The organism is Aeromonas sp. 9A (assembly GCF_963900955.1).
Classification (GTDB): Bacteria; Pseudomonadota; Gammaproteobacteria; order Enterobacterales; family Aeromonadaceae; genus Aeromonas; species Aeromonas salmonicida.
The window spans coordinates 2,644,736-2,658,577 of sequence record NZ_CAWRFG010000001.1 but is presented as its reverse complement, the minus strand read 5'-3'; the positions used below and the strand labels follow the sequence as shown (position 1 = coordinate 2,658,577).

At 58.4% G+C, this 13,842-nt stretch carries 11 protein-coding genes; 5 read left to right on the top strand and 6 right to left on the bottom strand.

From position 1 onward, the window contains the following. Positions 1-624 precede the first annotated feature (624 nt). From AACX78_RS12335 to apbC, 4 genes are all read right to left on the bottom strand, one after another. The gene (locus tag AACX78_RS12335) at positions 625-2,097 is read right to left on the bottom strand and encodes an inorganic phosphate transporter (RefSeq protein ID WP_159166370.1); all 1,473 of its coding nucleotides are present in this window, start codon (positions 2,095-2,097) and stop codon (positions 625-627) included. Positions 2,098-2,524: 427 nt separating this feature from the next. Further along, a complete protein-coding gene (gene dcd / locus AACX78_RS12330) occupies positions 2,525-3,106 on the bottom strand; it encodes a dCTP deaminase (RefSeq protein WP_005311470.1) in 582 nt (193 codons plus the stop codon). A 63-nt stretch (positions 3,107-3,169) separates the two neighbouring features. Beyond that, positions 3,170-3,814, bottom strand: a complete 645-nt coding sequence (gene udk / locus AACX78_RS12325; protein ID WP_021138915.1) for a uridine kinase — start codon at positions 3,812-3,814, stop codon at positions 3,170-3,172. Positions 3,815-3,923: 109 nt separating this feature from the next. Further along, complete coding sequence (apbC, locus tag AACX78_RS12320; protein WP_159167519.1) at positions 3,924-5,006, bottom strand: iron-sulfur cluster carrier protein ApbC; 1,083 nt, start codon at positions 5,004-5,006, stop codon at positions 3,924-3,926. Between the two features lie 186 nt (positions 5,007-5,192). Here apbC and metG point away from each other — a divergent pair, with 186 nt between their 5' ends. Both metG and AACX78_RS12310 read left to right on the top strand, forming a co-directional pair. Beyond that, complete coding sequence (gene metG / locus AACX78_RS12315) at positions 5,193-7,226, top strand: methionine--tRNA ligase (protein WP_159166369.1); 2,034 nt, start codon at positions 5,193-5,195, stop codon at positions 7,224-7,226. A gap of 191 nt (positions 7,227-7,417) precedes the next feature. Then, the gene (locus tag AACX78_RS12310; protein ID WP_159166368.1) at positions 7,418-8,053 is read left to right on the top strand and encodes a glutathione S-transferase family protein; all 636 of its coding nucleotides are present in this window, start codon (positions 7,418-7,420) and stop codon (positions 8,051-8,053) included. A gap of 69 nt (positions 8,054-8,122) precedes the next feature. On the opposite strand, the gene yccX is transcribed toward AACX78_RS12310, so the two are convergent. Continuing rightward, positions 8,123-8,395, bottom strand: a complete 273-nt coding sequence (yccX, locus tag AACX78_RS12305) for an acylphosphatase (RefSeq protein WP_155602712.1) — start codon at positions 8,393-8,395, stop codon at positions 8,123-8,125. A gap of 86 nt (positions 8,396-8,481) precedes the next feature. Here yccX and AACX78_RS12300 point away from each other — a divergent pair, with 86 nt between their 5' ends. The 3 genes from AACX78_RS12300 to AACX78_RS12290 all read left to right on the top strand — a co-directional run bounded on the left by AACX78_RS12300 (position 8,482) and on the right by AACX78_RS12290 (position 12,757). Then, positions 8,482-9,912, top strand: coding sequence for a methyl-accepting chemotaxis protein (locus AACX78_RS12300; RefSeq protein ID WP_159166367.1), 1,431 nt, complete (start codon positions 8,482-8,484; stop codon positions 9,910-9,912). A gap of 114 nt (positions 9,913-10,026) precedes the next feature. Further along, positions 10,027-11,217 (top strand): class I SAM-dependent methyltransferase, encoded by a 1,191-nt coding sequence (locus tag AACX78_RS12295; protein WP_159166366.1) that lies wholly within the window; start codon positions 10,027-10,029, stop codon positions 11,215-11,217. A gap of 340 nt (positions 11,218-11,557) precedes the next feature. After that, the gene (locus AACX78_RS12290; RefSeq protein WP_159166365.1) at positions 11,558-12,757 is read left to right on the top strand and encodes an acyltransferase family protein; all 1,200 of its coding nucleotides are present in this window, start codon (positions 11,558-11,560) and stop codon (positions 12,755-12,757) included. Between the two features lie 204 nt (positions 12,758-12,961). On the opposite strand, the gene AACX78_RS12285 is transcribed toward AACX78_RS12290, so the two are convergent. Continuing rightward, a complete protein-coding gene (locus tag AACX78_RS12285; protein ID WP_017412215.1) occupies positions 12,962-13,681 on the bottom strand; it encodes a transporter substrate-binding domain-containing protein in 720 nt (239 codons plus the stop codon). Between the last annotated feature and the right edge of the window lie 161 nt (positions 13,682-13,842).

Genomic DNA, 13,842 nt, shown 5'->3' with positions numbered 1-13,842 from the left:
CCTGCCTCGCACCAGTCAGCTGGTGTCATCCCTTTGGCAACGCTAGCAAGCCCTTATTGCCTCTCCTGCCAGTTCGCTTCATTAGACAATGATGCCTGGCATCGCGCTTATGATTGATGCTTGCATCACCCCTCTCTCTGACAAATGCGCTGGTTGAGCAAGAGCCCTGCACATGCCTTGCTCACCCTTGTCTACTCGTGTCTGTCTTGGGGCGAGCAAGCAGATACTCTGCTTAGCCAGGATGGATCCTCTGTGACATCTTCTCCCGTGTTCAGTCAGGGTGATATCTGCGGTAGTCCCAGATGATGAGCACAGATGCCCCTCTTGCGCCCTGGGCATGTCCTTGATAATAGACAGTACAGAGTAGCAGCCCCCTGAGTGACGTCTGCAATGCACAGGGTTACTGTTGGCATGTGTTGCGGGGATAGGGATATGCATGTTGGATAGGCTGTGTTATTGGGTGAACAACGTTCCCAGTTTGATGGCATACATAATGTAACCAGGAAGCCCATCCTGTTTGGTCAACGCTTTGTATTGCTTCGAGACGAAGCAGACGGACTCTGATCCACAGCAATGAAAAAAGGGCCCGCAGGCCCTTCGTCAATCAACAAGATTTCGCTGTTATCAGCCGCCGAACAAATGGTGGCTGATAAGGAACAGACCACCCGAGAGCAACATGGTCAGCGGCAGGGTCAGCACCCAGGCCATCAATATGGTCTTGATGGTCTGGCTCTGCAGGCCGGATTTGTTCGCTACCATGGTCCCCGCTACCGCAGAAGAGAGGATATGGGTGGTAGACACAGGCATACCGGTCAAACTGGCAACACCGATGGAAGCAGCCGCAGTGATCTGGGCAGCAATGCCCTGGCTGTATGTCATGCCGGTGGTGCCTATCTTCTCACCCACCGTGTAGACGATACGACGCCAGCCTACCATGGTGCCGCAACCCAGTGCCAAGGCGATGGAGACGATGACCCAGGTCGGTGCATATTCGGCGGTCGCGGTCAGATCCTTGCGCCATTTGGCAAGGTCAGTCAGCTCTTTGGCCGGCAGCGGCAGCTTGGACACCTTGCGGGCTGTGTCGTCAATACACAGCAGCAGGCGACGCACTTCCCGACGATTGGTCAGGTCCATCTCTTCATAGGTACGCACAGCGCCCAGACGGGCATCCAGGGTTGCCATGTTTTGCAGCGTAGCGTCCGCAGAGCAATGGGTCATCAGCTCTTCCTGAGCCTGGGCAGGCACCTTGAAGTCCACGACCTGAGACACCAGCTCGTGGTTGCGCTGATAGATCTCCATGATGCGCTGGTTGGCATCCTGGGTCCGATCCAGCTCGTAGGAACGGCTGTTCATGTCCAGTGCAAAATAGGCGGGGGCCATGCAGATCAGCACCAGCATCACCAGACCAATGCCCTTCTGACCATCGTTGGAGCCGTGCACGAAGCTTACCCCCATGGCAGAGGCCACCAGGGTGAGACGCGCCCAGAACGGCGGGTGCTTCTTGCCATCCACCAGCAACCGCTCTTCAGGAGTCTTGTGGATCTTGCTGCCCAGCCAGACTCGCTTCATGGCAAATAGCAACAGGGCGGCCACAATGAAGCCCACGGTCGGCGAGATGATCAGGGAAAGCATGATGTCGATGGCTTTGGCGACGTTGATGCCCTGAGTCAGCGGCTGATGGTTGAGCCAGGCATAGGCACCGCCTACCCCCAGAATGGAACCGATCAGTGTGTGAGAACTGGAGGCTGGAATGCCCAGGAACCAGGTCCCCAGATTCCAGACAATGGCGGAAAACAGCAGGGAGAACACCATGATCAAACCCTGGGTGGAATCCATGCCCAACAGCAAATCAATCGGCAGCAAATGGACAATGGCATAGGCCACGCCCAGCCCGCCGAACATGACGCCAAAAAAGTTGAAGATCCCGGATGCGACTACCGCCAAGTGAGCCGGCATCGCTTTGGTGTAGATAACCGTTGCTACCGCGTTGGCGGTATCGTGAAAGCCATTGATAAATTCATAGGCAAGCACAAAAAAAACGGCCAATACCAAACCGATTGACCACAACAAACCCAAACCACTAAACATTTCAAACATAAAAAACGAACCTGTTTATGAGTTGCGGCGGATTATGCCAGAAGGCTGGCGGTGCCATACCCGTTGTTGAAATATTTCAGTAAGAAAAAAAAAGGGCATTCAGTAGGGAAATAGCTTAGAGCCAGTCTCCACGCGGCTTGTCTTTGATTAATTAAACAAACTTGAGCTGACAAAAAAAGTTCCCAAACGGGGACAATTCATCACATTCAGGCAGCGCAAGACAGATTTCCTATCGGTTCCAGCGTCAATTTTCGGCCGACCGACACCTGATAATGGAGACATAAGGGCAAGCAATCAGCCCGCTCCCCTGCCCCAACCACTTGGGTCTCCTGCACGCTGTCACTGGGCACAATCGCAAGCCCAACAGCAAGGGGCGCCATGGGCGCCCCTCTTTCAACACTCAGCAAGTGGATCACATCAGGGGATATCAATCCTGGTTGATGCGGCTGGCAACGGCGCCCTGCTGGCTCTTGTACTTGGCGTTTTCCCGCTTGTTGTAAGGGCGAGCGGCTGGGCCGGAGAGCATCTCGAAGTTCAAGGCACCGATCTTCATCTTGGGGCGCAGCGCCAGCGGCAGTTTGCCACCGTTGTAGAACTCCAGCACGATACGACCAGACCAGCCCGGATCAATCCGGTGCGCCGTGACGTGCACCATCAGACCGAGACGGGCCAGGGAGGAGCGGCCATCCAGCCAGCCGACAATATCCGCAGGCAAGGTGACGGATTCATAGGTCACCGCCAGCGCCAGCTGGCCCGGGTGCAGATAAAAGGCTTCGCCATCCGGAATGTGGATCTCGTCGCTCATCACCCGATCGATGGCGTCGGCCATCTCGCTGTTCGGGCCGCTCAAATCAATATAGGGAGCGGTATGATCACGAAATACCCGAAACTCGTTGCCCAGCAGCACATCGACGCTGACGCCGCTGATCCGCTCAACACCAGGCCTTGGCTCAATGACGATCTTGCCCTCATCCAGATGACGTTCAATATCGGTATCACAAAGACGCATTGGGCGACTCTCCTGACAAAATGTTCATTTAAAAAAGCCGGGCATCACCCGGCTTGTTTCATCTTAACCAATCAACATGTGGCGAATACGCGCCTTGAGCATGTCGATGGCGATGCGGTTCTTGCCACCGCGGGGCACGATCACGTCCGCGTACTGCTTGGAAGGCTCGATAAACTGCAAAAACATGGGGCGCACGGTTTTCTGATACTGCTTGAGTACGGAATCCATGGTACGACCACGCTCCTGTACGTCACGCACCAAACGGCGCAGCAGGCAGATATCCAGCGGGGTATCCATGAAGATGGAGGCATCCATCAGATCCCGCAAGCGACTGTCGGTCAGCAGCAGGATCCCTTCCAGAATGATCACTCGACGCGGGGCGAACGGTGTCACCTCGTTCATGCGGGTGTGCTCTGTATAAGAGTACTGGGGGATATTGACCGCATCCCCTTTCACCAGCTGGCTCAGATGCTGCACCAGCAGATCGTGATCCAGGGCATTGGGGTGGTCATAGTTGGTTTTGACCCGCTCTTCCATGGTCAGGTGGGTCTGATCACGGTAGTAGCAATCTTCGGTGATCACACCAATCTGACCTGCGCCCAGTTCGGCCACCAGCTCTTCATAAATGGTTTGAGCGATAAGACTCTTGCCAGACGCGGATGCGCCAGCAATACCGATGATCACACACGAATGTTGAGTATCAGACATTGAAAATACCTAAAGAGAAGAGCAGTGGGGATTGTTTAAACCGATCCATTATATAAAAAAGGGTGAGCCATGCCCACCCTCAAATCCACCTCAAACAGCCGACAGCCGATTATTCATCCAGCGCCATGGTATAGAGAGGGGTCGCAATCGGTTTACCGCTGAAATAGAGTTCAGCACCCACCCGACGAGCCAGCTTCAGATAGGCCTGGGCCAGGCTTCCTTCCGGTGCACCGAACACGGTTGGGCAGCCATCATCCATGTGTTGACGGATATTAATGTGCAGCGGCAGCTGACCCAGCAGCGCCACTTGATACTGCTCTGCCATCTTCTGGCCGCCACCTGTCCCGAACAAGGACTCGTGATGGCCGCAGGCACTGCAAACGTGATAGCTCATGTTTTCTATGATGCCGAGCACGGGCACATTGACCTTGTTGAACATGGCGACCCCCTTGCGGGCATCGGCCAGCGCCACATCTTGCGGCGTAGTGACGATCACGGCTGCCGACGTGGGTACCTGCTGGGCCATGGTGAGTTGTATGTCCCCCGTGCCTGGCGGCATGTCCACCACCAGATAGTCCACCTCTCCCCAACGGGTCTCATGGAGGATCTGGGCCAGCGCCTTGCTCGCCATGGGGCCGCGCCAGATGGTGGCATCCTGCTCGGCCACCAGATAACCAATGCTGTTGCTCTTGAGGCCACAGGCGATCACCGGCTCCATCAACTTGCCGTCAAGGCTGCTGGGACGCTCCTTGAGGGTACCCATCATGGTCGGAATAGAGGGGCCATAGATGTCCGCATCCAGAATGGCGACCCGCGCCCCCTCTTTTTGCAGCGCCAGCGCCAGGTTGACGGCGGTGGTGGACTTGCCGACCCCGCCCTTGCCGGAGGCGATCACCAGGATGTTGCGAATGCCCTGCACCGCGGCCAGCCCTTGCGCCCGCGGCATGCTGGCCACCTCTATGTCACAGGTCCAGTCGATGCGGGTCGCACCGGTAGCGGTACGCAGGCGAGCATCGAACTCCTGCTTGATCTGCTCAAACAGGGAAGATCCGGCAAAGGGCAACACCAGTTTGATGACCAGGCCTTGCCCTTGCTGCGCTATGCTGCGCGCAAACCCGGCCGCAACCAGATCCTTGTCCCACCCTGTCGGCTTAAATTCGGCCAGGATCTGTTTTACTGAATCAATCACCAGTAACTCCTCATTATCTTGTCATTATCTTGAGGTGAACTGTTACCGCACACAAATCAGTGGCTTGCCTGCTTGCCAACCTGCGCGAGCACCAGGGCGGACAGCGCCGCCACCCTAGGCAGGCGACCCCCAATTCGGGTAACATGCACGGCACTGTATCATCCCAACAAGCACATCAAGAACGACTATATGGCAACTGATCCTCGTACAATGCTGGTAACCTGCGCCCTCCCCTACGCCAATGGCTCCATCCATCTTGGCCACATGCTGGAACACATCCAGGCCGATATCTGGGTTCGTTATCAGCGAATGCGCGGCCATCAGGTGCACTTCATCTGTGCCGATGATGCCCATGGCACCCCCATCATGCTCAAGGCGCAACAGATGGGGATCACCCCGGAAGAGATGATCGCGGCTGTCTCCAAAGAGCACCAGACCGACTTCGCCGGTTTCAATATCAGCTTCGACAACTATCACTCCACCCACAGCGATGAGAACCGCGAACTGGCGGAGCTGATCTACGGCCGTCTGAAAGACGGTGGCTTTATCAAGGGCCGCACCATCACTCAGCTGTTCGATCCGGAAAAATCCATGTTCCTGCCGGATCGCTTCGTCAAGGGCACCTGCCCCAAGTGCAAGTCTCCGGAGCAATACGGCGACAACTGCGACAGCTGCGGTGCCACCTACAGTCCGACCGAGCTCATCGATCCGAAATCCGCCGTCTCCGGTGCGACCCCTGTGATGAAGGACTCCGAGCACTTCTTCTTCGACCTGCCACAGTTCGAAACCTGGCTGGCCGGCTGGGTACGCGGCTCCGGCGCCATTCAGGAAGAGATGGCCAACAAGATGCAGGAGTGGTTCGAGAGCGGCCTGCAGCAGTGGGACATCACCCGCGATGCCCCCTACTTCGGTTTCGAAATCCCGGGCGCCCCTGGCAAGTACTTCTACGTCTGGCTGGATGCTCCCATCGGCTATATGGCGTCGTTCAAGAACCTGTGCAACAAGCGCGGCGATATCGACTTTGACAGCTACTGGAAGGCGGACTCCGAGGCCGAGCTCTATCACTTCATCGGCAAGGACATCGCCTACTTCCACTGCCTGTTCTGGCCATCCATGCTGGAAGGGGCGGGTTTCCGCAAACCGACCAAGGTCAACGTACACGGCTATGTGACCGTCAACGGTGCCAAGATGTCCAAGTCCAAGGGCACCTTCATCAAGGCATCCACCTACCTGAACCACCTGGATCCTGAGTGCCTGCGTTACTACTACGCCGCCAAGCTCAACAGCCGCATCGACGATCTGGACCTGAACCTCGATGACTTCGTCGCTCGCGTCAACGCTGACGTGGTCAACAAGCTGGTCAACCTCGCCTCCCGCAATGCAGGCTTTATCGCCAAGCGTTTCGACGGCAAGCTGGCCACTACCTGTGCAGAGCCCGAGCTCTATGCCGAGTTCGCCAACGCCAGCGCCTCCATCAGCGAGGCCTATGAAGCGCGCGAATTCAGCCGCGCCATCCGCGAGATCATGGCGCTGGCCGACAAGGCCAACCGCTATGTGGACGAGAAGGCGCCCTGGGTGCTGGCCAAGCAGGAAGGCGCAGACGCCGAGCTGCAGGCGGTCTGCTCCGTGGGCATCAACCTGTTCCGCGTGCTGATGGCCTACCTCAAGCCGGTCATGCCGCTCTTGGCCGAGCGTGCCGAAGCCTTCCTGGGTGAAACCCTCACCTGGGATGGCGTGGCCCAGCCGCTAACCAACCACCAGCTGGCCCCCTTCAAGGCGCTGTTCTCCCGCATCGAGCCCGCCAAGATTGAAGCCATGATCGAGGCCTCCAAGGAAGATCTGGCCAAGGAGCAGGCACCGAAAGTGACAGGCCTGCTGGCAGATGACCCCATAAGCCCAACCATCTCCTATGAGGATTTCGCCAAGCTTGATCTGCGCGTGGCGCTGATCAAAAAGGCGGAAGCGGTACCGGAAGCGGACAAGCTGCTCAAGCTGCAACTGGATCTGGGCGGTGAAACCCGTCAGGTGTTTGCCGGCATCAAGTCTGCCTACAACCCGGAAGATCTGGAAGGCAAGCTGACCGTGATGGTGGCCAACCTGGCGCCACGCAAGATGCGCTTTGGCATGTCCGAAGGCATGGTGCTGGCCGCAGGCCCGGGCGGCAAGGACCTCTGGATCCTGGAGCCGCAGGAAGGCGCCCAGCCAGGCATGCGCGTCAAGTAAGCACGCTTGCTGCCCCCCATGAGAAGAGAGGCCATCTGGCCTCTCTTTTTTATGCCATTTTCCCACAGCATGGGCAGACTCGTCCCCTATCCCCCACACATAGGCGGTTGTTGCCGCGGCACAATTTGCCTAGACTGCCTTTTCACCAAGGGGCGCACATGGGCCCGTCACTCATCAGACAAGGAGCAAACATGATCACCTTATACGGAACCCCGGTCAGCCGGGCACTGCGCATATCCTGGTTACTGGAAGAGTTGGGCGTGGCGTGGCAATTTCAGTTTCTCGACTTCGCCAAGGGCGAGAATCGCAGCGAGTGGTTTCTGGCGCTGAACCCGAGCGGCAAGATGCCGGTGCTCAAAGATGGGGATTTCGTTCTGACCGAATCCGCCGCCATCATGCAGTACCTGGCCGAAGTCTATGGCTCGGATTGGCTGCCAGCCAGAGGGACGCAGGCATCGGCGTTGCATGCCCAGTGGGTCAGCTTTATTACCTGTGAGCTGGAGCAACCCTTGTGGACCATCGGCAAGCACAAGTTTGCCCTGCCGGAACCCCAGCGCCTGCCAGCCATCTTCCCCACCGCCAAGTGGGAGTTTGACAAGGCGGCGGCCATCGCCGAGTCCTGGGTGCCCGAGCAGGGCTACCTGCTGGGGGAGCAGATCACCATAGCGGATCTGCTGCTGACCCATACCCTGATGTGGGCCACCCGTTTCGAGCAGTCCATTCCCCCCAAGCTGGCCGCCTATCGGGATCGCCTGGCCAAACGCCCCGCCCTGCAAGCCGTGCTGGCCAAGACCCAGGCCATCGCCGACGCCGCCCAGGCCAGCTGACGCCAAAATAGGCAAACGGGAGCCCCGATGGCTCCCGTTTTTATGCGTGGTATGGCGGTTTACCTCCGCTCAATTGGTGTGAAATCCCCCCTTCTGTGGTGGCGGTGCCTCTTCATACTCCATCCGGGTCACCTCGGCGGTACGCGGGCCTCGCTCCAGCCAGCCCAGCATCATCTGCACCCCCTGCTCGGGACCACAGATCAGGATCTCCACCGACCCGTCCTCCAGGTTGTAGGCGTAGCCGCGCAGCCCCAGTTGCAGCGCCCGCTCCCGGGTGAAGTAGCGAAACCCCACCCCTTGCACCTGACCCCAGACGCGCACGACAAACGATTGCTCTCCCATTTCTCACACCTTTCCCTTAAGAAATTTCTCTCCAAGGCGATAATGAGCGCGACACTCTCTTCCCCCTTGCAGGACGCAATACCATTATGAAAGAAGTAAAATTCCGGTGGGTTGACCGCTATCTCATTCATCTCACGATCAGTGAAAAATTTCTCATTACCTTCTGGTGCCCTCTGCTGTTTATCGCCTTCCTCACCTGGTATCTGCTGGCTGACAGCCATAGTCAGCAAATACAAATGCGGCTGAGTCAGTTGCAACAGAGGGTCGACACCAGCGCCCAGCTGGTGAGCCAGCAACCGACCCTCACTCTGCCTGCGGATCTCACCCTGAGCCCGACCGGCAGTGCCGGCCTGACCCAACAGGGAGACAACTACCGCTTCAGTGCCAGCGCAGGCCAGGCCGGCTTCGTGACCGGCAGCCTGGATGCCGGCCGCTACTCCATGTGGGACGGACAGGGCACCACCCTCACCATCATCGCCGTGCTGGCGGCCTTGCTGGCCCTCATCACCCACTACCTGATGACCTTTGTCTCCGGCGCCCTCTACTCCACCAACAAAGCGTTGCAGACAGTGGCTGACGGGGATCTCACCTTCCGTCTCAACTTCTTCCCGGTGCGGGACGAGTTCTCCATCCTGGCGGGCAGCATAGACAGATTCACTGACCGCCAGCACAAGATAGTGCAGCTGGTGGAAGAGTCTGCCGAGGCACTTACCATGGCCGCCGACGAGTTTCGTGACCACGCCAGCGAAGGAGAAACCATGGCCCGCTCCCAGCGCCAGCACATGGACTCCCTGGCTGCCGCCATGGAGCAGATGTCGGCCGCCATTCGGGAAGTTGCCCGCAACGCCAACGACACTCTGCAGCAGACTCGCCAATCGAGCGAAGAGGCGGCCAACGGCGCCGCCCGGGTATCGCGTACCATAGCAGCCATCCGCACCCTGGCCGACGAGATAGGCAACGCCTCAGGCGCGGTGGAGCGACTGACCCACAACGCCAATCGCATCAACGAGGTGGTCAACGTCATCAATGCCATCTCCCAGCAGACCAATCTGCTGGCCCTCAATGCCGCCATCGAAGCCGCCCGCGCGGGTGAGCAGGGTCGTGGCTTTGCGGTGGTGGCGGACGAGGTGCGCACCCTCGCCAGCCGCACCCAGCAGGCCACTGTGGAGATCCAGCAGATGATCGAAGAGCTGCAGGCCGGCACCGGCGCCCTCAACGACATCATGGAGAAGACAGTCGGCCGCGCCGCCAGCAGCCAGGCGCTGATCAGTGAAGTGGGGCTCGACATCGACAAGCTCAGCAACCACAGCGATGCCGTGCTGGAGATGAGCACCCAGATAGCCACCTCCAGCGAGGAGCAGAGCTCGGTCGCCGAGGAGATAACCCGCAACCTGGACCAGGTTCGCCACGAAGCGGGTCAGGTGGAGGAATCCGCCAGCGCTTCTGTGGCCGGCACTGCCGGTCTCAAAGGCACGGCAACCGAGCTGGCCCAGGCATTGAAGGGGCTCAAGATCTGATCTGAAGCAGATGCCAGATCAGACAAGCCGGGCTCTCTTGCCAAGGTTGTTTGAGTTTTACCAGCGGGCCACATAGAATGTGGCCCCTTTTCTTTTTACCATCGGCAAACACCCATGAGCGTTTTCATCTATCTCGTCAAAGGCCGCGAAAAATCCCTGCTGCGCCGTCACCCCTGGATCTTCTCCAAGGGGATTGAGCGGGTTGAAGGCAACCCCGTTGACGGCGATACCGTCGAGATCTACGCCAACGATGGCCGGTGGCTCGCCCGTGGTGCCTGGTCAGGCAGCTCCCAGATCCGCGCCCGGGTCTGGACCTTCGATAAAGAGGAGAGAGTCGATCTCGACTTCTTCCTGCGTCGCCTTAAATATGCCCAGGAGTCCCGCGATCCGCTGATCAAGCGTCAGGGCCTCACCGGCTATCGCCTGTGCGCCGCCGAATCCGATGGTCTGCCGGGTCTGACCATAGACCGTTATGCCGATTTTCTGGTGTGCCAGATCCTCTCCGCCGGTGCCGAGTTCCAGCGCGAGCTGATCACCCAGGCGCTGCGTACCCTCTACCCCGAGTGCAGCATCTATGAGCGCTCCGACGTGGCAGTGCGCAAGAAGGAAGGATTGAAAGAGCGTACCGGCGTCATCCATGGCGAGACCCCGACCGAGCCTGTGGTGATCGAAGAGAACGGCGTCAAGATCCTGGTGGACATCCGCAACGGTCACAAAACCGGCTTCTATCTGGATCAGCGCGACAACCGCCAGGCTGTCTCCAAGTACACCGAGGGCAAGCGGGTGCTCAACTGCTTCAGCTACACCGGTGGCTTTGGCATCTATGCCCTCAAGGGTGGCGCCAACGAAGTGGTCAACGTGGATCTCTCCCAGACTGCGCTGGATATGGCCCGCCAGAACGCCGAGCTGAACGGACTGGATATCTCCAACACCCAGTTCATCCGTCACGATGTGTTCAAGCTGCTGCGTGAATACCGTGAGAAGGGTGAGAAGTTCGATGTTATCGTGCTGGATCCGCCCAAGTTTGCCGAGAGCAAGGCCCAGCTGCTGGGTGCCTGCCGCGGCTACAAGGACATCAACATGCTGGCGTTCCAGCTGCTGGCGCCGGGTGGCGTGCTCTTGACCTACTCCTGCTCCGGCCTGATGGAGCAGAGCCTGTTCCAGAAGATCGTTGCCGATGCGGCGCTCGACGCCGGTCGCGATGCCCAGATCCTGGAGCTGTTGTCACAAGCCTCCGATCACCCCATTGGCACCGCCTATCCGGAAGGCTTCTACCTCAAGGGGCTGGTGGTACGCGCCCGCTGATCGTCAATACCCGTTCCCTTTGATCAAACAGGCCCGCATTGCGGGCCTGATGTTTAGGCATCGCTGCGTATAATGCCCGAGCCAGACGCGGCTCCCTTGCCCCCCTCATTCTTCTTCCGCCTGTTATTTTTCCCTGTCTTTATTTCACTGCTTGAACTGTTGTTGTACACAATCCGTGCACACTTTATGACTTTAATCACACCCGTATGACTCTCTTTTGGGTAGTGTGGTCCCGCCAGTGACCAGCATGAGTCAAGGCTGCGGAGTCATCAGGTTTGATGCCCCTGCACAACAACAAAATCGATGTCAGGCCAAGCTGAACATCGTAAGGGATACCATCATGAATCAATCATTGCCGCTGTTGACGCCGCTGCGGGGCATCGCTGCCCTGATGGTGGTGCTGTTCCATGCCCGATTGCTGCTCTTTCCCCAGTGGATGGAGTCGATCGCAGGCCACACCCAACTCATCGAGAACGGCTACCTCTGGGTCGATCTCTTCTTTATTTTGAGCGGAGTGGTGCTGGCCCATGTCTATGGGGAGGCTTTCAGCCACAGGCCCCGCACCATCGGCTATGGCCGCTTCCTCTGGCTGCGGCTGACCCGGGTCTACCCCCTCTACCTTGTCACCCTGGTGCTGCTGGTGGGCTGGGAGCTTTACAAGGCCCGGCACGGGATTGGCTTCTATGCCGGCCCCCTGTTCAAGATGTGGGAGTGGGAGGGGATGCTGCCCTTCGGCTCCCCCTTCACCCCGGCCGAGGCGCTGCCAAGCGCCTTCCTGCTGCTGCAGGTGGTAACCGATCACGGGCTGACCTGGAACTTCGCCGCCTGGTCCCTCAGCGTGGAGTGGATAAGTTATCTGCTGTTCCCGCTGCTGTTCCCGCTGCTGATCCCGCTCGCCGTGACCCGCAGTCGCTGGGGCCATCTCGCGCCGCTGCTGGCGCTGACGGTGCTGGCTTATATCGTGCACAGCCGGGGCACCCTGGATGTCACCAGCGGGGCGCTGGCGGTGGGACGCGGGGTGAGTGAATTCGTGCTCGGACTCTGGCTGCTGCCCAGGGTCAAGGCCGCGAAAGGCTTGCCCATGATGCAACGGGATCTGCCGTTGCTGATCGCCTTTTTCCTGCCCTTCGTGCTGATGCAATTCACCATGACGCCGCAGCTGACCCTGTTGCTGATCGGCGCCTACGTGTTGCTGATCTGGATTGCCGCCGCTCAGGGGGAGCGCCAGAGCCCGCTGCTGCGCCTGCTGGACAACCGCCTCACCAACGGGCTGGGGGATCTCTCCTACTCCATCTACCTGCTCCATGTGCTGGTACTGCTCACCGGCTGCGAGCTTATTCACTATCTGGCGCCGGGGTTCACCGAGTGGTGGTATGCCCAGACCAGCCCGCTGCTGGGGGTAGTGGCGACCCTGTTGATGCTGGCAGTGCTGATCGGCCTCTCTTCTTTAAGCTACAACCTGCTAGAGCGACCACTGCAACGGCGTCTGCGCCGCTTTGGCAAGTCGCGGCAACCGGCGGCGATGGAGCGAGTCAGTTAAACAAGCAGTGACCAAGCCTGGATAACCTATCGGTCAGCGTCTCCAGGTTTGCTCAGACGACTCGGATGCTAGCTAAAAACGATGCTGTTGTGCATGGAACCATGGTTACCAGTACCCCCCCCCAATAACCTGAAAAAGGCGCCACCTTAAGAAGGTGGCCCCTTGATACCGGGTTTAGTCATGATATGGCTCACCGCAGTCGGTTTATTTAACGCCGTAACTGGTCAGGATCTGATCCATGGTCCCGTCTGCACTGATGATTGCCAATCCCTTGTTGAAAGCCTCGATCAACTCCTGGCCGCGCGGGTTTTTCACGCCGCTGGCGATATGGAGCGGGTTGGTAGAGAGCGCATTGGCCGTGAAGGCAAACTTGCTGGCATCCATTCCCTGCTGAGCCATGATGGCCCGGGCAACAACTTCATCTTCCAACGTCAAGTCGATACGCCCATCAAGCAGCTTCTTCAGATTGGTCGGCAAGTCACCGGCCTCCTGGCGGTTTAGCTCAGCCTGCATGAAGTCGTCACCGTAGCCATAACCCCGCACTATGCCAATGCTCTTGCCTTTGAGGCTGGCCAAGCCATTCAACTCGAAACTGCCGCCAGCCAACTGGATAAATTTGACCTGATTCTTCAGATACTCGTCACTGAAACGCAGTGACTTGGTGCGCGCCTCGGTGAACCATGCCCCTACCAGAATGTCGATATTCCCTTCCTCAACTTCCGACAACGCCCTGGCCCAAGGCATGATCCGCATGTCGAGCTCATAACCCTGGGTGGCAAGTGCACGTTTGACCAGCTCTACCGAGATGCCTTTGTTGGCATCAATGACAAAGGGCGGCCAGGGATCTTGCGCAGCCGTCACACTGGCGGCATGCGCCCCAAAGGTCGACAGCGCCAGCAGTAATCCTATCATCCATGATTTCATCTCATACCTCTTGCCTGTGTGGGGAAACCCTTTGAGATAAGAGGAGCGAAGGACACTTTGTCAAGGCAGCAGAGACGACAGGCTATTGTGATTCGAACCCGCAGAGTCCTTGTGGCATAATGCCCTGTCCAATGGCCCGCTCAGGGTCATCTCCTTTTGCC